At 54.9% G+C, this 18,432-nt stretch carries 17 protein-coding genes and 1 riboswitch; of the genes, 12 read left to right on the top strand and 5 right to left on the bottom strand.

Features of this window, described 5'->3' with window-relative positions; translation table 11 throughout:
* Positions 1–28: 28 nt before the first annotated feature.
* Complete coding sequence (locus tag IEY11_RS10685; RefSeq protein ID WP_188886518.1) at positions 29–1,156, bottom strand: cysteine desulfurase family protein; 1,128 nt, start codon at positions 1,154–1,156, stop codon at positions 29–31.
* A 223-nt stretch (positions 1,157–1,379) separates the two neighbouring features.
* Between IEY11_RS10685 and IEY11_RS10680 the strand changes: the two genes are divergently transcribed.
* Positions 1,380–2,663, top strand: a complete 1,284-nt coding sequence (locus IEY11_RS10680; protein WP_188886517.1) for an adenylosuccinate synthase — start codon at positions 1,380–1,382, stop codon at positions 2,661–2,663.
* A 410-nt stretch (positions 2,664–3,073) separates the two neighbouring features.
* On the opposite strand, the gene IEY11_RS10675 is transcribed toward IEY11_RS10680, so the two are convergent.
* On the bottom strand, positions 3,074–4,153 hold the full coding sequence (locus IEY11_RS10675; RefSeq protein ID WP_117751038.1) for a 6-phosphofructokinase: 1,080 nt from the start codon (positions 4,151–4,153) through the stop codon (positions 3,074–3,076).
* 191 nt (positions 4,154–4,344) lie between these two features.
* Positions 4,345–4,459, top strand: a riboswitch (ZMP/ZTP riboswitch).
* Positions 4,460–4,535: 76 nt separating this feature from the next.
* Here IEY11_RS10675 and pflB point away from each other — a divergent pair.
* The 8 genes from pflB to IEY11_RS10635 all read left to right on the top strand — a co-directional run bounded on the left by pflB (position 4,536) and on the right by IEY11_RS10635 (position 13,157).
* The gene (gene pflB / locus IEY11_RS10670; protein WP_188886516.1) at positions 4,536–6,764 is read left to right on the top strand and encodes a formate C-acetyltransferase; all 2,229 of its coding nucleotides are present in this window, start codon (positions 4,536–4,538) and stop codon (positions 6,762–6,764) included.
* A gap of 182 nt (positions 6,765–6,946) precedes the next feature.
* Positions 6,947–7,645 (top strand): pyruvate formate-lyase-activating protein, encoded by a 699-nt coding sequence (gene pflA, locus IEY11_RS10665; protein ID WP_118645964.1) that lies wholly within the window; start codon positions 6,947–6,949, stop codon positions 7,643–7,645.
* Between the two features lie 1,149 nt (positions 7,646–8,794).
* Positions 8,795–9,613, top strand: a complete 819-nt coding sequence (locus IEY11_RS10660) for a P-loop NTPase (protein ID WP_188886515.1) — start codon at positions 8,795–8,797, stop codon at positions 9,611–9,613.
* Positions 9,610–10,050: a NifB/NifX family molybdenum-iron cluster-binding protein gene (locus IEY11_RS10655; RefSeq protein ID WP_110435316.1), complete on the top strand. Its 441-nt coding sequence runs from the start codon at positions 9,610–9,612 to the stop codon at positions 10,048–10,050. Before IEY11_RS10660 ends, IEY11_RS10655 begins: the two co-directional genes overlap by 4 nt.
* A 183-nt stretch (positions 10,051–10,233) precedes the next feature.
* On the top strand, positions 10,234–11,538 hold the full coding sequence (locus IEY11_RS10650; protein WP_188886514.1) for a bifunctional folylpolyglutamate synthase/dihydrofolate synthase: 1,305 nt from the start codon (positions 10,234–10,236) through the stop codon (positions 11,536–11,538).
* 157 nt (positions 11,539–11,695) lie between these two features.
* Positions 11,696–12,016: an anti-sigma factor antagonist gene (locus tag IEY11_RS10645; RefSeq protein WP_110435314.1), complete on the top strand. Its 321-nt coding sequence runs from the start codon at positions 11,696–11,698 to the stop codon at positions 12,014–12,016.
* Positions 12,016–12,453: an anti-sigma F factor gene (gene spoIIAB / locus IEY11_RS10640; RefSeq protein WP_110435313.1), complete on the top strand. Its 438-nt coding sequence runs from the start codon at positions 12,016–12,018 to the stop codon at positions 12,451–12,453. The genes IEY11_RS10645 and spoIIAB overlap by 1 nt, the downstream gene beginning before the upstream one ends.
* On the top strand, positions 12,450–13,157 hold the full coding sequence (locus IEY11_RS10635) for a sigma-70 family RNA polymerase sigma factor (protein WP_243022600.1): 708 nt from the start codon (positions 12,450–12,452) through the stop codon (positions 13,155–13,157). Before spoIIAB ends, IEY11_RS10635 begins: the two co-directional genes overlap by 4 nt.
* Positions 13,158–13,194: 37 nt before the next feature.
* Here IEY11_RS10635 and IEY11_RS10630 read toward each other — a convergent pair whose 3' ends face one another.
* Entirely contained in the window at positions 13,195–13,818 is a 624-nt protein-coding gene (locus IEY11_RS10630; RefSeq protein ID WP_118728839.1) for a hypothetical protein, read from the bottom strand.
* Positions 13,819–13,954: 136 nt separating this feature from the next.
* On the opposite strand from IEY11_RS10630, the gene IEY11_RS10625 reads away from it, so the two are divergent.
* On the top strand, positions 13,955–14,191 hold the full coding sequence (locus IEY11_RS10625) for a helix-turn-helix domain-containing protein (protein WP_118728840.1): 237 nt from the start codon (positions 13,955–13,957) through the stop codon (positions 14,189–14,191).
* Positions 14,192–14,227: 36 nt separating this feature from the next.
* Here the strand turns inward: IEY11_RS10625 and IEY11_RS10620 are convergent, their stop codons facing one another.
* Positions 14,228–16,642 carry an ATP-dependent helicase gene (locus IEY11_RS10620; protein ID WP_118728841.1) on the bottom strand — a complete coding sequence of 805 codons (2,415 nt, stop codon included), beginning with the start codon at positions 16,640–16,642 and terminating at the stop codon, positions 14,228–14,230.
* A gap of 138 nt (positions 16,643–16,780) precedes the next feature.
* On the opposite strand from IEY11_RS10620, the gene IEY11_RS10615 reads away from it, so the two are divergent.
* Entirely contained in the window at positions 16,781–17,155 is a 375-nt protein-coding gene (locus IEY11_RS10615) for a DUF4186 domain-containing protein (protein ID WP_118728842.1), read from the top strand.
* Between the two features lie 81 nt (positions 17,156–17,236).
* Here the strand turns inward: IEY11_RS10615 and IEY11_RS10610 are convergent, their stop codons facing one another.
* Positions 17,237–17,431, bottom strand: coding sequence for a hypothetical protein (locus tag IEY11_RS10610; RefSeq protein ID WP_118728843.1), 195 nt, complete (start codon positions 17,429–17,431; stop codon positions 17,237–17,239).
* 440 nt (positions 17,432–17,871) lie between these two features.
* Between IEY11_RS10610 and IEY11_RS10605 the strand changes: the two genes are divergently transcribed.
* A complete protein-coding gene (locus IEY11_RS10605; RefSeq protein ID WP_118753490.1) occupies positions 17,872–18,396 on the top strand; it encodes an adenine phosphoribosyltransferase in 525 nt (174 codons plus the stop codon).
* The last annotated feature ends 36 nt before the right edge of the window (positions 18,397–18,432 follow it).

The raw sequence follows: 18,432 nt of genomic DNA, 5'->3' as shown, positions 1-18,432 counted from the left end.
TCGCAATAATTCCTAATTACGAATTAGCTTATCTGCGGAACATTTTCGCGCCCTTTTTGACGGCTGCAATAAAGGCATCCACATCTTCCTTCGTGTTGAACGGTGCAAACGACACGCGCAGTGCGCTGTCCGTGCGCGCTTTCGGCAGACCGAGCGCCTTGAGCACACCGCTCTGCTTGCCCTTGGAGCAGGCCGAACCGCTGGAAATGTAAACCTCGTCCCCCTCGAGTACATGTAGCATGACCTCGCTCTTGCAGCCGGGCACGGAAAGATTGACCACATGCGGGATATCGCCTTCGCCGTTAATTACAGCATCCGGCAGCTCGGCGCTGACCTGCTGCCTGAGGTAGTCGGCCAGCTCCTGCACATGGGCGTAATCCTCGTCGAAATGCGCCATGCGGATCTCGCACGCCTTGGCAAATGCGGCAATATTCGGCACGGCCTCGGTGCCCGGGCGTATGCCGCGCTCCTGACCGCCGCCGAACGTCAGCGGAGGCAGGCGCAGACCCTTTTTCACATACAGCGCACCGATGCCCTTGGGTGCGCCGATCTTGTGGCCGGAAACGCTCATCAGGTCGCAGTTCCATTTTTTCGGCGTCAGGCGTACACGGCAAAGACCCTGCACGGCATCAATGTGGAACAGTGCCTTGGGTGCCTTGGCCTTGAGCAGCCTGCCGAGCTGTTCGACCGGCTGTACCGTGCCGATCTCGTTGTTGACCAGCTGGCAGGAGAGAAGAATGGTGTCCTCGGTCAGTGCTTCGCTCAGCACCTCGGGCGTGATGTGACCGGTTGCATCCGGTGCAAGGAAAACCACGTCGAAGCCGTCCGCAGCAAGCTGCTTTGCGGTGTTGATGGTTGCCGCGTGTTCGATCTCGGTCGTGATGATACGGCCCTTTTTATGTCGGTTGAGGTGAGCGGTACCGCGCAGGCTAATGTTGGTGCTCTCCGTGCCGCAGGCGGTGAAATATACTTCCTCGGGCAGACAGCCGAGCGCAGACGCGACCGTCCTGCGGCTGTCCTCGAGCAGATGCGAGGCCTCCAGCCCCATGCGGTGCAGGCTGGACGGGTTGCCGAACTCCTCGCACATCGCGTGAACGGCCGCTTCGGCCGCTTCGGGCAGCACGCGGGTCGTTGCCGCGTTATCAAGATAATGCATAGAAAAACGAACTCCTTCATCGGGGCAGACCGCCGTGCGGCCATACTTCCCGCTATTATAAAATATTTTACAACGGCGGGCCGCCTTTTACAAGACAAAAACGTGCAAAACGGCATTGAAAAGTAGAAAAGGGTATGCTATAATTTTAAGGGTATGGCTGTTACCTATTATAAGTATACTGCGTGACAAGAGCACGTTGCAGATAGAAAGGGAGGAAATCCTAATGCCAGGTAAGGTAATTCTCGGCGCCCAGTGGGGCGACGAAGGCAAGGGTAAGTTTATTGATATTTTCGCAGGCAAGGCGGATCTGGTTGTCCGCAGCCAGGGCGGCAACAATGCCGGTCACACCGTTGTAGCCGGCGGTGAGAAGTACAAGCTGCAGCTGATTCCGTCCGGCATCCTGTATCCGGAGTGCGTCAACGTCATCGGCCCGGGTGTTGTTGTCAATCCGAAGGCTGTCCTCGGCGAGATCGACGGCCTGCACGAGAAAGGCGTTTCCACCGACAAGCTGTTCATCGATGCACGCTGCCACTGCATCATGCCGTGGCACCTTGAGCTGGATGCGCTCAGCGAGGCAGAGAAGGCCAAGGAAGGCACCGCAATCGGCACCACCAAGAAGGGCATCGGCCCGACCTACATGGACAAGTCCGAGCGCAGCGGCATCCGCATGCACGATTTTGTAGACGCAGAGCGTTTCGAGGAGGTTATCCGCGAGACCTGTGCCCGCAAGAACCGCGTGATCACCGGCGTTTACGGCGGCGAGCCGATCGACGCGGACGCTGTTATCGCAGAGTACAAGGTTTACGCAGACCGTCTGCGTCCGATGGTGCGCGACACCACCGTTATGACCTATGACGCCATCAAGTCCGGCAAGGAAGTGCTGTTCGAGGGTGCGCAGGGCACACTGCTCGACCTCGACATGGGCACCTATCCGTATGTTACCTCGTCTCATCCGGTAGCAGGCGGCTGCTGCATCGGTTCCGGTGTCGGCCCGACTGCCATCAACGAGATCATGGGCATTTTCAAGTCCTACACCACCCGTGTGGGCGAGGGTCCGTTCCCGACCGAGCTGTTCGACGAAACCGGTGACTATATCCGCAATGCAGGCGGCGAGTTCGGTACCGTTACCGGCCGTCCGCGCCGTACCGGCTGGTTCGACGCAGTTGTTGCACGCTACGCGGTTCGTGTAAACGGTCTGACCGATGTTGTCATCAACAAGATCGACCCGCTGCGCGGCCTGCCGAAGCTCAAGGTCTGCGTTGCATACAAGCTGAAGAACGGCGAGACCGTTACCGAGTTCCCGGCAAACTTCATGGATCTGGTAGACTGTGAGCCGGTTTACGAGGAGTTCGACGGCTTTACCGAGGATATCACGGACTGCCGTTCCTTCGAGGAACTGCCGGCAACCGTGCAGTCCTACATCAAGGAGCTGGAGCGCATCATCGAGTGCCCGATCACCATGCTTGGCGTAGGCCCTGCTCGTGATCAGGTTATGACCATCAAATAATTCGTCCGAAACCACGCTTTCGGACGAGAGGGACGTACCGAGCCAATGGCTCGGTACGTCCTATACGGGATTTTGCGCGTCCGCCTTGGCGGGCACACAAAATCCCTTTCTTGTAAAAAAACGCAGGCGCTATCCTTGCGCGGCTATGTCCGCGCTGCGCGCGCATGTCCTGCGTTTTTTTGCATTTGCACGGCAAACGCGATTGAATGCCGCCGTGAAACGGCGGTCGTGCACGGCACGGGACAATGACTCAGATTTCTGAACGAAATCCTGTCATGTAGTTGCGGTTTGCAAGCAAACCGGAATTTTATATGTGCTTTCGCACGAAAAAAGGACGCATATTATGCGTCCTTTTTGGAACGGATTAAATAGCTGCGTTCATTCTCCGTTTTCAATTCTCAATTCGACAATCAGTCGCCCATCGACAGTCCGAGCGCTCTTGCCTGCTTCACCAGTTCGCCATCGGGCGGAACGGTTTTCAGCTTGCCTGCGACCTCGGTCAGCGGAACCGGCACGATATGGTTATCCTGCAGCGCGACCATATAGCCGAATTTTTTTTGCGTGATAAGCTGCGCTGCCGCTACGCCGAACCGGCTTGTCAGCACACGGTCGGCCGGGCAGGGAGCGCCGCCGCGCTGGTAATGGCCCGGAATGGTAACGCGGATCTCCTGACCGGTCAGCTCCTTGAGTTCGTCCGCAATGCGGTAGGAGATGGACGGATAGGTCATCGCCTCGCGGGCAGCCTTGAATTCCTTTTTGCTCAGCTTGGCTTCGTCTTGACTGATGGCACCCTCCGCGACCGCGATGATGGAGAATCGTTTGCCCGCCTTGGCACGCTTTTCGATCGCTGCGGCAATCTTTTTTGCGGAGTAGGGAATCTCCGGAATGACGATGACATCCGCGCCGGAGGCAATGCCTGCGTACAGCGTCAGCCAGCCGGCTTTATGTCCCATAACCTCCACGATGAACACACGCGAGTGCGAAAATGCGGTGGAATGGATGGAATCAATAACCGTGGACGCGATATCAATCGCGGACTGGAAACCGAACGTCAGCTCGGTGCCCCACAGATCGTTGTCGATCGTCTTGGGCAGCGTTACCACGTTGACACCCTTCATGCTCAGTAGGTTTGCGGTCTTGTGCGTGCCGTTGCCGCCAAGAATGACCAGACAGTCAAAGCCTGCCTTTTTCACCGTGTGCAGCATTTTATCCAGCTTGGTCTCCTCACTGTCCTCGATGGTCTTGCGCATTTCCTTGAACGGCTGGCGCGACGTACCGAGAATAGTGCCGCCGACCGTCAGAATATCCGAAAAATCCTCGGGCAGCATTTCGTGGTAATCGCCCTCGATCAAACCGCGGTAGCCGTCCCGAATACCATAGATGGTTACTTTATCTCCCAGTTCGTTATACAGTGTTTTCGCTACACCGCGCAGTGCCGCGTTCAGCCCCTGACAGTCGCCGCCGCTGGTCAGCATACCAATCTTCAACATACTCGTCTGCCTCCTGACTCTGTTTTCCGCATTCTATATGTGTATAATGCGCAGTATCATTTTTTTACTATACCCTATTTTGTGTAAATTGAAAAGATACTTTACACAGATTCCACGGTTTTTTCACATGGATTTTTTGTGACTTTCGGCAGTTGCATATTGAACGGCAGATGTGTTATGCTAATGCCAGACAGATTCCCTGCAACTGACGGACACAGGTGGAGCGCAAACCACCGGGGAGCAGGGAGTTCCGTAATCAGATGCACCGTGAAGTGTGTCTCAATGCCGACCGTCTGGGCAGTGTCGCAAGCAATACGCGATGCTGTCCTTTTTTTGTTGCCATAAAAAGGACAGCAGACAGCACAAACAGGAGGAAAAGAACATGAACGCATGGAACAACTTTAATGGCGGCAACTGGGAAAACGAGATCAATGTCCGCGACTTTATCCAGAAGAATTACACCCCGTATGATGGTGACGGCGCTTTTCTGGCTCCGGCTACCGCACGCACGACTGCGCTGCGTGAGAAGTTCGACGCACTGCTCGCGGAGGAGCGCGAAAAGGGCGGTGTCCGCAATATCGACACCGAGACCGTTATCACCATCACGGCATTCGGCCCGGGCTATCTCGACAAGGACAACGAGGTAATTGTCGGCCTGCAGACCGATGAGCCGCTCAAGCGTGCATGCAATCCGTTCGGCGGCATGCGTATGGTCCGTGATGCGTGCAAGCAGTACGGCTATGAGGTTTCTCCCAAGATTGAGGAGGAGTTCAAGTACCACAAGACCCACAACGACGGCGTATTCTCCGCATACACCAAGGATGTCCGTGAAGCGCGTCACGTTGGTCTGCTGACCGGCCTGCCGGACGCTTACGGCCGCGGCCGCATTATCGGTGACTACCGCCGCGTAGCGCTGTATGGCGTGGACCGTCTGATCGAGGAGAAGCAGAAGGACAAGGATGCGCTCGGCGATGTGCCTACCACCGAAAAGGAGATCCGCTGCGCGGAGGAGCTGAGTGACCAGATCAAGGCGCTCAAGGACATGATCGCAATGGCGGCTTCCTACGGCTTTGACATCACCCGTCCGGCAGAGAACGCAAAGGAGGCCGTTCAGTGGCTGTACTTTGGCTATCTGGCCGGCATCAAGGAGCAGAACGGCGCCGCAATGAGCCTTGGCCGCACCTCCACCTTCCTCGATATCTACTTTGAGCGCGATATTGCGGCAGGTCTCATGACCGAGTCCGAGGCACAGGAGATCATGGATGATTTCGTGCTGCATCTGCGTATGGCGCGCCACCTGCGCACGCCGGAGTACAACGAGCTGTTCGGCGGCGACCCGATGTGGATCACCGAGGCAGTCGGCGGCATCGGTGAGGACGGCCGTCACATGGTTACGAAGAACAGCTACCGCATGCTCAACACCCTGTACAACCTGAACGCTGCCGCAGAGCCGAATCTGACCGTTCTGTGGAGCGAAAACCTGCCGGAGAACTGGAAGAAGTTCATCGCAAAGGTATCTATCGACACGGATGCGCTCCAGTACGAGAACGACGACGTTATGCGCCCGTACTACGGCGATGATTACGCAATCGCGTGCTGCGTATCCGCGATGCGCGTCGGTAAGGACATGCAGTTCTTCGGTGCGCGTGCCAACATCGCAAAGCTGATGATGATGGCGATCAACGGCGGCCGTGACGAGAACAAGTTCGAGCAGGTCGGCCCGGAGATGCCGGTCATGGACGGCGATGTGCTGGATTATGAGGAGGTTCTCCGCCGCATGGACTTCTACCGTCCGTGGCTGGCTAAGACCTACGTTTCCGCGATGAACACCATCCATTACATGCACGACAAGTACGCCTACGAGAAGAGCCAGATGGCGCTGCATGATACTGAGGTGCGCCGCCTGATGGCGTTCGGCATTGCGGGCATGAGCTGCATGGCGGATTCGCTCTCCGCGATCAAGTATGCCAAGGTAAAGCCCATCCGCAATCCGGAGAACGGCATTATCGTGGATTTCGAGATCGAGGGCGATTTCCCGAAGTTCGGCAATGACGACGATCGTGTAGATCAGATCGCGTGCGAGCAGGTTGAGAAGTTCTATCAGGCGCTGACGCAGTTCCCGCTGTACCGCGGTGCGATCCACACGCTGTCCATCCTGACCATCACCTCCAACGTTATGTACGGCAAAAAGACCGGCAACACGCCGGACGGCCGCCGTCACGGCGAACCGCTGGCACCGGGCGCAAACCCGATGAGCGGCCGCGACGTTTCCGGCGCGCTGGCTTCCCTCAACTCGGTTGCAAAGCTGAGCTACACCTACTGCCGCGATGGTATCTCCAACACGTTCTCCATCACGCCGGGTGCGCTCGGCAAGACCGATGAGGAGCAGGTGAACAACCTTGTTGCCATCATGGGCGGCTACTTCGCGCAGAACGCGCATCACCTGAACGTAAACGTGCTCAACCGCGAAACCCTCATGGCGGCTTACGAGCATCCGGAGCAGTATCCGAACCTGACCATTCGTGTTTCCGGCTACGCGGTCAACTTCTACAAGCTGAGCCGCGAGCAGCAGCGTGAGGTTATTTCGCGTACCTTCCACGAGGCGATTTAACCTCTAAGGGGGACGCTGTCCCCCTTAGATACCCAACCGGTTCCTTGCGAAACCGTTTGGGATAACCCCCTCTCGCCCGCACAGCGGACGAGGACGCGCCGCCGCGGCGCGGGCAGAGGTATGGTTCCGCGGCAAAGCCACGGAGCCATTTATTTTTCCCGAATAGAAAGGAAAGTGGCAATATGACCGGAAACATTCATTCCATTCAGTCCCTCGGCGCGGTGGACGGCCCCGGCGTGCGATACGTCGTATTTATGCAGGGCTGCCCGCTGCGGTGCGTCTATTGCCACAATCCCGATACCTGGCTGACCGAAGGCGGCACACCGACCGATGTGGACGAGCTGGTCCGCAAGGCTCTCCGGTTTCGTCCGTACTGGAAGAATGGCGGCGGCGTAACCGTCACCGGCGGCGAACCGCTCCTGCAGGCCGAATTCGTTGAGGAATTCTTCGCCAAGCTGCATGAGCACGGCGTACACACCGCGCTTGATACCTCCGGCGTGGGCAATCTCTCCAAAGCGGAAAAGGTGCTCGCGCACACAGATTTAGTCCTGTGCGACCTGAAATTTCTCACTAAAGCGGATTATCTCAAGAACTGCCGCGCGGATTTCGACCAGATTGAGCGTTTCCTGCAGCTGACCGCGATGAAAAACGTGCCGCTGTGGATTCGGCATGTGGTCGTGCCCGGTCTGACCGATGGTATGGACCATTTGCGCCGCGTCAAAGCCAAGGCGGAAAGCTATCCCAACTTTGAAAAGCTGGAGTTTCTGCCGTTCCACAAGCTGTGCATGGAAAAATATGAACGGCTTGGTTTGGAATTTCCGCTGAAGGACACGCCTGCCATGAACCCGGATGCCCTGAAAACCATGGTCGAACAGCTGTAACACGGAAAATTCATCACCGAACGGCAAATTAGGAACTTTAGGCAACACCGCGTCTTGCCAGTACGCAAAATTTACTCGCAAATCTCTCTTGTTCAATTATGCGGTGTTGCCTTAGAAACAAACCTTTCAAATTCTGTTCAAAATTCGTTCACACATTTTGCGGCAAAGTGCGGTATACTAACATTGTCGATGAGGGAAGCCGCAATCCCGAACGACACAGCCTACTGATTTTTTTTATTTCTCTTTTACCCCCTTTATTTTGTGAAATGACCGAAAACACCCTGTTTCCGTTCCCCCTCGGAGGCAGGGTGTTTTCCTGTCCGAAACCGGGCTTTCGGCAGTACACAAACCTTTCAAATTCTGTTCAAAATTCGTTCACACATTTTGAAGCAAAGTGCGGTATACTAACATTGTCGATAAGGGAAGCCGCAATCCCCAATCGATAGTCATCTACAATCTTTTATTTCTCTTTTACCCCCTTTATTTTGTGAAATGATCGAAAATGCCTCGGTTCCGTTTCCCCCACAGAGCCGGGGTGTTTTCCTGTCTCGGAGTATCTTTGAAATGGTTAAGCGGGGTACTTGTTTACATTGTTAAAAATATTTCAAGGTCTGTTCACGATTTGTTCACAATTAAAGGGTGTCTGCGCGATATACTATAGGTGTCAGTAAGAGTTCCCCCTTTTCTCAAGCTGGCAACCTCTTTTCTTTGATTTTATCACCTTTTCTTAAACTCTTTTCATTTGCATCAACGAGAACGCCCTGTTTCCTTCCCCCGGGAAACAGGGCGTTTCTCTTTTGGCTGCCAAACTGCGGTTTGGACGATATGCTGTTTTCTTTTCATATCCTTCACAGCATATTCAAATTTCGTTCACACATTCGGCATAAAAAGACGGTATACTGTACTTGTCAGTGAGGGAGAGCCGCAAATCCCGCATTGACGTCATCCGATTTTTTCATTTCTCTTTTTCCCTTTTTTTCAATTTGTGTTATTAACCGAAAGCACCGCTGTTTCGTTCCCCCACGAAACAGCGGTGCTTTTCTGTTTTTGGCATTTGTCAATAAATAAGCCGGTGCTATGCTTGCGGAAAACGCTTTTTTAGGGTATACTGTTTTTTAGGCAAGATATATAGGTAAGGAGTTGTTTTTTATGGGTTGCTCGCATAATTGCGATAGCTGCTCGTCTAACTGCGGCGGCGAAAAGAGCCTCAAGGTTGCAGCCAATCCGGCGGCCTCTGTTAAAAAAGTCATCGGCGTTGTTTCCGGTAAGGGCGGCGTAGGCAAGAGCCTGCTCACCTCGATGATGGCGGTCGGCATGACGCGCAAGGGTTATTCCTGCGGTGTGCTGGATGCCGACATCACCGGTCCGTCTATCCCCAAGACCTTCGGCGTACACGGTCAGCTCGAGGGCTGCGAGAAAGGCATTCTTCCGGCACGCAGCGAAGGCGGTGTACAGATGATCTCGATCAATCTGGTACTGCCGCATGAGGACGATCCGGTTATTTACCGCGGTCCGATCATCGCGGAGACCGTCAAGCAGTTCTGGTCGGACGTTGTATGGGATGACGTGGACTTCCTGTTTGTCGATATGCCTCCCGGAACGGGCGACGTACCGCTGACCGTGTTCCAGTCCCTGCCGGTGGACGGCATCATCGTTGTTACCTCGCCGCAGGATCTGGTCTCCATGATCGTCGGCAAGGCGGTTAAGATGGCGAAGATGATGAACATTCCGGTGCTCGGCATCGTGGAGAACTACAGCTATCTGGCATGCCCGGACTGCGGCAAGCACATTTCGGTATTCGGCGAGAGCCACATTGACGAGGTAGCCGCGCACTACGAACTGCCGGTTCTGGCCAAGCTGCCGATCGACCCGAAGCTGGCTGCGGCGGTTGACGCAGGCAAGATCGAGGATGCAAAGCTGCCGGACGAGCTTTCCGGTGCGCTTAAGACCGTGGAGGGTCTGTTATGAACATTGGCGTAGCATATGAAAACGGCCGGATCGCCAAGAATCTGGGCGACTGCCGTGAGGTGCTCATTATCACCACTGAGGGCCGGGAACCGGTCGGCAAGCGCATTGCCGGGATTGCCGGCACGTCCGCGACCGACCTGATCAAGTTCGCCGGTCTGGAGCAGATCGACGTGCTCATCTGCGGTTCACTCGGTCTGGCAACGCGCAACGCACTCGAGATGCTCGGCGTGCTGCTCGTGCCCGGCTGTGAAGGCTCGGCGGAGGAATCGGTTGCAAAGTTCCTCGTCGGTGAAAAGCAGGGTGACCCGACCATCCTCGAGATCGGTCGTGAGGAAGATCCGGATGATCCGATGGCATGCATGCACGACTGTGCAAAGTGCTCCGGCTGCGGCCCGAGCGAGCTGCTCAAGCAGATTCCGGTCGAGGAAATCAAGTAAAAAGCATAAAAACCACCGATTTTCGGTGGTTTTTATGTTTCCAATGGAGAGGTGAAGATGGAGAATGAATGTTCAGATGAAGTAAGTGCCGCTCCTTTTGCGGAAAGGTAATTCTCCATTCTCAATTTGATGAAACTGTGTTATAATCAAATGTATCATTATAATACAAGGAAAGAAGCTATTATGGATACCGAAAATCCGAAAACGGCAATCGAATACATACACTCTCTCGGCAGATTTTCCGGCAAGCCGGGTCTGCACCGCATCACGGCGCTGTGCGAGGCACTGGGAAACCCGCAGGACAGGCTGAAGTTTGTTCATCTTACGGGCACGAACGGCAAGGGCTCGACCGCGTGCATGATCGCCTCGGCGCTGCAGGCGGCCGGACTGCGCACCGGACTGTATACCTCGCCGTATCTGGTGCAGTTTTACGAGCGCATCCGCGTGGACGGTGTGATGATCTCGGACGACGATCTGACGCGCCTGTGCGAACGGGTAACGGTGGCGTGTGAATCGCTCACACTGCCCGAGGGTGAGACCATCGGCGAGTTTGAGTTTACGACCGCACTGGCATTCCTTTGTTTTGTTGAGCAGGAATGCGATATTGTGGTTCTCGAAACCGGTCTGGGCGGCCGCTGTGATGCGACAAATGTCATCAAAAATGCGGAGGTCTGCGTTATTACGCCGATTTCGCTCGACCATATGGCGGTGCTTGGCAACACAACGGCGGTCATTGCGGCCGAGAAGGCAGGTATTTTCAAGCCGGGTGCGGCGGTTGTCTGCGCGGACGGTCAGCCGAACGATGTACAGCGGGTGCTGCGCCGTGCCTGTGATGCGGCGGGCGCTGTCTGGTTCGGCGGAGCGGAGGACTGCCGCGTACTGCGGTGTGACATCGGCGGTTCGGCGTTCGTATACGAGGCGCAGGGCTACACCATTGCCATGCCCGGACGGCATCAGCTGCAGAATGCGCGGACGGCTCTGCGGGCGCTAAACGCACTGCGCGAGCGCGGCTGGAACATTCCGACCGAAGCCGCCGTGCGCGGTCTGGCGCGGGCGCGTATCGCAGGCCGGCTGGAACGCGTGGTCGATCAGCCGCTCATCCTGCTCGACGGTGCACACAATGCCGCAGGCGCGGATGCCCTGTGTCACGCGGTGGATGAGCTGCTCAAGATGAAGCGGCTGCACGTTGTGATGGGCATGGTGCGCGACAAGGACTACGAAACCTGTGTTCACGAGGTCGCCAGCCGCGCGGATGACTTTTACGCCTGTGTGCCGGATGCGGGTGAGCGTTCGCTGGATGTACACACGATTGCAGAGCTGGCGCGGCAGTCGTGCAAGCGCGTGTACGAGTGTGAATCCGCCGAGCACGCCATCGAGCTTGCGCTGGAGCATGCGAAGATGAACGACTGCATTCTTATCTGCGGTTCGCTGTACCTCATCGGTGAGTGCGAGAAGATTTTGCGCGGCCGACCGAAAGCGACAGATTAAAATGGAATAAACAGGTAAAATAAGGCTTGTACTTTGAAAGTACAAGCCTTTTATTTTTGTGTCAGTTGTTTTCAATAGGTATATTGTTTGGTATATCGCAGGGCGGGGTGCCCTGCGATATAAGAGGTAATATTTTGCTGATTTCGAGGTGACATATATGCTGCAAATCACGCAGAGAAGGCAGGAGGGCACGCTGATCGCGGTGTACACCGGTGAACTGGACCATCATGCAGCACGGGCGGCGATCGAGCAGACCGAGGATCTGCTGGTGCTGTTTCCGTGTGAAAAGCTGGTGCTCGACCTGTCCGAGCTGACGTTTATGGACAGCTCCGGTCTGGCGGTCGTCCTGCACCTGTACCGCACCTGTGCCCGCAGCGGACGCGAATTTGCGGTGCGCGGCACGCCGCCGCAGCCGATGCGGGTGTTTGAGGCAGCCGGTCTGCCGCAGGTGATGGTTTTTGAAAGGGGGAAGGAATAATGCGGGCGGTCATCAACAAAATGAGCCTGAAATTCGAGAGCCATTCGGTCAACGAGGCGTTTGCGCGGCAGGCGGTCGGCGCGTTTGTCGCGCAGCTGGACCCAACGATGGAGGAACTTGGCGACATCAAAACCGTGGTCTCCGAGGCGGTGACAAACGCCATTGTGCACGGCTACGCGGACAAATGCGGGTTTATCACGGTCACGGTGCGGCTGTTCGAGGGACGCGCCCTGGAACTGAAAGTAAAGGACGCCGGCTGCGGCATTGAGAATGTCGAGCAGGCGCGCCAGCCCATGTTCACCACGGGCGACGACACGCGCAGCGGCATGGGATTTACCATCATGGAGACATTCACGGACAAAATGCGCGTGCGCTCCACGCCGGGGAAGGGAACGCTGGTTGCGATGGTCAAGGTGCTGAAGGAGCGGCAGGCGTGACCGGAGAAATGCGCACGCTGCTCGAGCAGGCGGCTTCGGGCGACAGGGATGCGGAAGCGCGGCTGATCGAGGACAACAGCGGTTTAATCTGGTCGATCGCGCGGCGGTATTACGGGCGCGGCACCGAGCCGGACGATCTGTATCAGCTGGCGTGTGTCGGCTTCATCAAGGCCGTGCGTGGCTTCGATGTGTCGCGCGGCAACGAGTTTTCTACTTATGCGGTGCCCAAAATCGCGGGTGAGATTCGGCGGTTTCTGCGGGACGACGGCGCGGTCAAGGTCAGCCGGGCGGTCAAGGAACGCGCGGTTCGTGTGCGCCGCCTGCAAAGCGATTGGGAGAGCCGGAACGGACGGTCACCGACCGTATCAGAATTGGCACAGGCCGCCGGATTGACGGTCGAGGAAGTAGCGGCCTGCGAGCAGGCGGACGTGTCGGTGGACTCGTTCGAGCGGGAACTGTCCGACGGCGGACGCGTAGGTGATCTGGTCGGTGACGAGGGAATGGAGGAGAGAACCTGCCTGCATTTGTCGCTGCATGACGCACTGCAGGACTTGCCCGAGCGCGACCGGCAGGTGCTCAGTCTGCGCTATTCGCGTGATTTGACGCAGCAGCAGGTCAGCCGCATTGTCGGTGTGTCGCAGGTGCAGGTCTCGCGCATCGAAAAACGTGCCATAGAGAAGCTGAGGGAAATGCTGAGAGAGTGAAAAAGGAGTTCTCGTGAGAGAACTCCTTTTTATGTCCTTATTTTGTGAAAAGATTGCGGAAAATATGGGATATGCTGAAAATGCTTTTGAACGTATCAAAGAGGCCATCAAAAACATGCTTGGTTGCTTTTGTTCTTTGATGCGTTTTAATAATAGAAGATAAATCCTTGGGATGTGCCACAAAAGCTGCAATACCGGCTGCGCCGATAACAGCAGAAGTACCTGCAACAATGGAGCCGATAAAGGATTTCTTGCGGCCAGCATCGTGATCTTTATATTGCTCAAGTTGACTCTGGTACTCGTTGTATCTAATCGTAAGATCATCAAGCTGTGCATTTCTTTCAGAGAGGGACAAAGTGTTGTCGTTCTGAATAATGGTCATTTGATATTTAAGAAGATCCAGCATTGCTTTGGAGTAGTCAACTGTTTGCTGGTCTGGAGCAAATGCAGCAGCAACGCCCTTGTCTACGGTTTCCAATAATTTGGGAAGTGTGGTATCCAAAGCCTTCGATAGAACAGTTAGTTTCCTTGTTTTCAGCTTTACGACAGCATCGATGATTTTGGGTGCAAGGGTTTTGGCGATATTCCCAAATTCATCGATAAGTACATTGCGAATAGAGCCTTTCACGGCGGATTGTTTTAATAATGCCAAATCGCTCATAATGCCATCTCCTATTCAAACATTGAATGTAATGGAAATTTCTTTATATTCAATATAGCATATTTACTGTGTGAGGTCAACTGACCTCATAAAATAAATGCCCTATTGTTATCATAACAATAGGGAGGATGATGGAATGATAGATGCGAAGAGCATTGGCATAATTATACGAGAATTACGGGTGAAAAAGGGCATTACGCAGGAACAATTAAGCGGTTTAGCGGCTTTAGACCGTACACATTACAGCAAAATCGAACGTGGATTAAGAAGTCCTAATGTTGATACGCTATTTAAGATTGCATTTGCGCTGAATATGAAACCGCATGAATTGGTTGAAATTATTGAAGAAAATGTAGAATTTAAGTTTGAATAACCCTCTGAATGAATGTGTTCAGAGGGTTTTTGCATATTAAGTTTTGTGCATAAACTGTCCGGCCGACTTGGCCATCAGTCGCTTGGTGCCCTTCTGATCAAATGCAATTTCGAGCAGGGCATCGCCGCCCATCGGCTTTACCGATACGATCAGTCCATCGCCGAAGGCCTTATGGAACACGCGGTCGCCGGCGGCAAAGTTCGGCAGCGGCTTGCTTTTAGCTGCCGAGGCCAGTGACGCGCTCGGCGCAGTATTTGCGGCAGAGACATACCGCGCGCGCGCCACCTGCGGACGTGAAAGCGTGGGATCGGGTGCAGTTGCGTTTGAGAACCGGCGGCTTTCGGTGATATTGCTCTCAAGCAGCTCCTCCGGCATCTCATCAACAAAGCGCGACGGATGCGAATACTGCGTGCGGCCATACAGCAGGCGGCGCTCCGCACAGGTGAGATACAACTGCTCCTTTGCGCGGGTGACGGCAACGTAGCACAGGCGGCGTTCCTCCTCCATGTCCTCGTCTTTCTCCATTGCACGGAAGCCGGGGAACAGCCCATCTTCCATGCCCGCGAGGAACACGACAGGGAACTCCAGACCCTTGGCGGCATGCATGGTCATCATGATAACCGCGTCATCGTCCTCGCCGGACTGGTCGGCATCCGTGTACAGCGCCATGTTCTCGAGAAAATCACCGAGCGACGGCGTTTTGGTCTTGTCCTCGTAATCGACAATGTAGGATTTCAGCTCTTCAATGTGCTCAATGCGGCTTTCCTCTTCTACACCGCCCTTGAGCTGCAGCGCACGGATGTAGCCGCTTTTGTCCATGAGTTCATCGTACAGCTCGGAAAGCGAGACAAATTCCCGCAGCTTGCGCAGATTTTCGATCATCTCGCCGAACTTCTCCATTGCCGCGGCACCGCGGGACAGGGCAGGGTACTGAGAGGCATGGCATACCACATCGTACAGTGTCGTGCCGTACTCGACGGCAAGCTGCATGGCGGTTTCGACCGATTTATCGCCAATCTTGCGGGCAGGCGTGTTGATGATGCGGCGCAGACGCAGCTCGTCCGCCGGATTTTCGATCACCCACAGGTAGGCGAACATGTCCTTGACCTCGGCGCGCGAGAAGAAGTCGCGGCCCTTGTACACGCGGTACGGAATGCCTGCGCGGATGAATGCGGCGGCAATGTTATCCGACAGGACGTTATTGCGGTACAGAACGGCGAAATCTCCCCATTTTCGGCCTTGCTCCACGCCCTCGCGGATGGTATCGGCAATGTAGGCAGCTTCGCCTTCCTGGCTGTCCGAGCGATGCAGACGGATTTTCGCACCGTCACCGTGGTCGGTCCACAGCTCCTTGCCCTTGCGGCCGACGTTGTTGCGGATAACCTCGTTTGCAGCATTGAGAATGTTGCCGGTCGAGCGGTAATTCTGTTCCAGACGGATGGTTTTCGCGTCCTTGAACTGCTTTTCAAACTCCAGAATATTCGTGATCGTTGCACCGCGGAATTTGTAGATACTCTGGTCGTCATCACCGACCACGCAGATGTTCTCATAATAACCTGCCAGCAGGCTGGTGAGCACATACTGCGCGTAGTTGGTATCCTGATACTCGTCCACGAGCACATAGCGGAACTGGCGCTGGTAGTATTCAAGCACCTCGGGGTTGTTCTGCAGCAGCAGCACGGTTTTCATGATAATATCGTCGAAATCCAGTGCACAGGCCTTTTTCATGGCCTTTTCGTAATCGCGGTAGACGTCTGCGACCTTTTCACGGAAGTAGTCACCGACGGCATCCGCGCTGAACTGACGCGGGGTCATCAGCTTGTCCTTTGCGCGGGAGATCATGCCCATCACGGTTCGCGGATCGAAATTCTTGGGATCGAGATCGAGCTTTTTCATTACGTTGAGAATGACGCGCTTCTTGTCGTCCTCATCGTAGATGGTGAACGCGCTCTCAAAGCCGAGCAGGTCAACGTGCTTGCGCAGAATGCGCAGGCAGGCCGTGTGGAAGGTGTACGCCCAGACAGCGGACGCGGCTTCCTCGTCACCGAGGGCAAACTCCAGACGCTCGCGCAGCTCACGCGCGGCTTTGTTGGTGAACGTGATCGCAATCACCTGCCACGGGCGGGCAGGATTCATCGCGCACAGGTGCTCCGCGCGGGCGCGGTTCTCCGGCTTAGGATCGGTCAGGTATTCGGTCAGAAACAGAAGATCGTCTTCGGTCGCCCAGTCGGGCGCAAATTCACTTTCCAGTCCGTCGCCGAACTTGAGAATGTTGATGATGCGGTTGATGAGCACGGTCGTCTTGCCGCTGCCTGCACCCGCCAGGATGAGCAGCGGACCCTCGGTCTGATAGACAGCCTCGCGCTGCTTGTCGTTTAACTTGGAAAAGCGCTGTTCGATGATCGCACGCCGGACAGCGGCATATTTCATATCAAATTTGGTCGGTTCCATAGGTTTCCTCGTTTCGTTTGAAGATACAGAAAATCAAATGCAGAGATAGTATATCATATTCGGGAAAAGAAAACAAATGTTCTATCCGGATTGCGTAAAAAAGTCGATCGGAGTATACTATAAAAAGAGGTGAGCGTAATGACAGACAAACAGCGGCAGGAAACCTATGCACAGATGCTCGTGCGGCTTTCGCGCTCGAATTTCCGCAGCCGTTTTCATTTGAAGACGCAGGATAAGCAGTATATCCGCGATAAGGGATGGAACACGGTTGCCGACCACGCGGCAGATTTCGTTTCCAAGCGGCTTGCACCGGCCGAGCCGAAAAACGACGGCAAGCAGACACCCATGCGCGGGCATCCGGTGTTCATCGCGCAGCACGCGACCGCCTGCTGCTGCCGCGGCTGTCTGGCAAAATGGCATGGCATCCCGCAGGGGGTGCCGCTTTCGGCGGAGCAGCAGGTCTATATCGTTGGAATGCTGATGAGCTGGATGAGGAGAGAAATGGAAAATTGAGAATTAGAGTGAGAGTGAAGAGAGACTTGCGGTTTACCGCTCTCCATAGAATAAAAAAGAGACGCAGTTGCGTCTCTTCTGCTATTTTGACATATAGCTGCGGATAATACATAGTATGAGTGCGATTCCGCTGGAAACACCAATCAAGTATTGATGGTTGATATAATCGTCCATCGTGTGCGGTGTGTGGGCAGTCAGAGTGATCCAAACCGCAATTCCGACAGCAATCATGGCCGACAGGGCACAGAGAATATTGATAACGCTTTTTCGATTCATCACAGTAGCCTCCCATCATAAACGAGGTTAGTCGGTATATACACAGCATAGCACAGCGATAGGAAGAACGCAATAAATGAGATGCAGATGGTTACAGTAAATAGCGGTTATATAAAAGGTAAGAGGTACTAAAGATGAAACTCTCAGGTGCCGTCCGTAACTACTGGGCCAACGAGTTACCCGCCGCCGCGGGTGTGGCGAACCACCGAGCCAAGGGCTGGCACTCGCTCCGTATCCGATAGTGAACAATTTGATGAGGATTTGTATAGCTGTAATAATTTTCATGTTAAAAAATCTGCATTTCGTACAATCAATCTCTTGTCACAAACGACACGATTTGATAATATATAAGAAGTGTTGCTGTTTTACGCGCTAAATGGTAAAAACAGCATAATTGATTCTCTGCCGGGCGGCAGGGATAAGGAGGAAATTGAGGTTTCATGAGTAAGGTTGAGCAGTATATCACCAGCATTCCGGATTTTCCGAAGGAAGGCATCATCTTCCGCGATATTACCACCGTGCTCGGTGACGCGGACGGCTTCCATCTGGCGGTGGACGAGATGACTGCGCTGCTGGACGGCGTGGAGTTTGACGCAATCGCCGGTCTGGAATCCCGCGGATTCCTGTTCGGTGCACCGATGGCGTACAATCTGCATAAGGCATTCATTCCGATCCGCAAGCAGGGCAAACTGCCGCGTGCAACGTCCCGCATGTCCTACGAGCTGGAATACGGCATGGAGACCATCGAGGTACACCGCGATGACATCAAGCCGGGTATGAAGATCGTCGTTGTGGACGACCTCATCGCTACCGGCGGCACGCTTGAGGCAGCTGTCCATCTGTTGGAGCAGCTCGGCGCGAAGGTGGTCAAGGTTGTCTGCCTGCTGGAGCTCAAGGGTCTGCACGGACGCGACCGCATCACTACCTGTCCGGCGGAGACGGTTGTCGCTTACGAGGGGAAGTAAGTAAAAGTATCATTTCACAGTAATCAAGGCGAAAGC

The sequence above is a fragment of the Butyricicoccus faecihominis genome, from assembly GCF_014648015.1.
GTDB lineage: Bacteria > Bacillota > Clostridia > Oscillospirales > Butyricicoccaceae > Agathobaculum > Agathobaculum butyriciproducens.
This window is presented reverse-complemented; position numbering and strand designations above follow the sequence as displayed.

What these genes read in the sequence shown, in the direction of transcription:
- IEY11_RS10660 (WP_188886515.1), top strand. Translation starts at nt 8,795, where the DNA reads ATGGGTTGCTCGCATAATTGCGATAGCTGCTCGTCTAACTGCGGCGGC.
- IEY11_RS10650 (WP_188886514.1), top strand. Translation starts at nt 10,234, where the DNA reads ATGGATACCGAAAATCCGAAAACGGCAATCGAATACATACACTCTCTC.
- pflA (WP_118645964.1), top strand. Translation starts at nt 6,947, where the DNA reads ATGACCGGAAACATTCATTCCATTCAGTCCCTCGGCGCGGTGGACGGC.
- IEY11_RS10625 (WP_118728840.1), top strand. Translation starts at nt 13,955, where the DNA reads ATGATAGATGCGAAGAGCATTGGCATAATTATACGAGAATTACGGGTG.
- IEY11_RS10685 (WP_188886518.1), bottom strand. Translation starts at nt 1,156, where the DNA reads ATGCATTATCTTGATAACGCGGCAACGACCCGCGTGCTGCCCGAAGCG.
- spoIIAB (WP_110435313.1), top strand. Translation starts at nt 12,016, where the DNA reads ATGCGGGCGGTCATCAACAAAATGAGCCTGAAATTCGAGAGCCATTCG.
- pflB (WP_188886516.1), top strand. Translation starts at nt 4,536, where the DNA reads ATGAACGCATGGAACAACTTTAATGGCGGCAACTGGGAAAACGAGATC.
- IEY11_RS10605 (WP_118753490.1), top strand. Translation starts at nt 17,872, where the DNA reads ATGAGTAAGGTTGAGCAGTATATCACCAGCATTCCGGATTTTCCGAAG.
- IEY11_RS10615 (WP_118728842.1), top strand. Translation starts at nt 16,781, where the DNA reads ATGACAGACAAACAGCGGCAGGAAACCTATGCACAGATGCTCGTGCGG.
- IEY11_RS10645 (WP_110435314.1), top strand. Translation starts at nt 11,696, where the DNA reads ATGCTGCAAATCACGCAGAGAAGGCAGGAGGGCACGCTGATCGCGGTG.
- IEY11_RS10610 (WP_118728843.1), bottom strand. Translation starts at nt 17,431, where the DNA reads ATGAATCGAAAAAGCGTTATCAATATTCTCTGTGCCCTGTCGGCCATG.
- IEY11_RS10630 (WP_118728839.1), bottom strand. Translation starts at nt 13,818, where the DNA reads ATGAGCGATTTGGCATTATTAAAACAATCCGCCGTGAAAGGCTCTATT.
- IEY11_RS10620 (WP_118728841.1), bottom strand. Translation starts at nt 16,642, where the DNA reads ATGGAACCGACCAAATTTGATATGAAATATGCCGCTGTCCGGCGTGCG.
- IEY11_RS10675 (WP_117751038.1), bottom strand. Translation starts at nt 4,153, where the DNA reads ATGTTGAAGATTGGTATGCTGACCAGCGGCGGCGACTGTCAGGGGCTG.
- IEY11_RS10680 (WP_188886517.1), top strand. Translation starts at nt 1,380, where the DNA reads ATGCCAGGTAAGGTAATTCTCGGCGCCCAGTGGGGCGACGAAGGCAAG.
- IEY11_RS10655 (WP_110435316.1), top strand. Translation starts at nt 9,610, where the DNA reads ATGAACATTGGCGTAGCATATGAAAACGGCCGGATCGCCAAGAATCTG.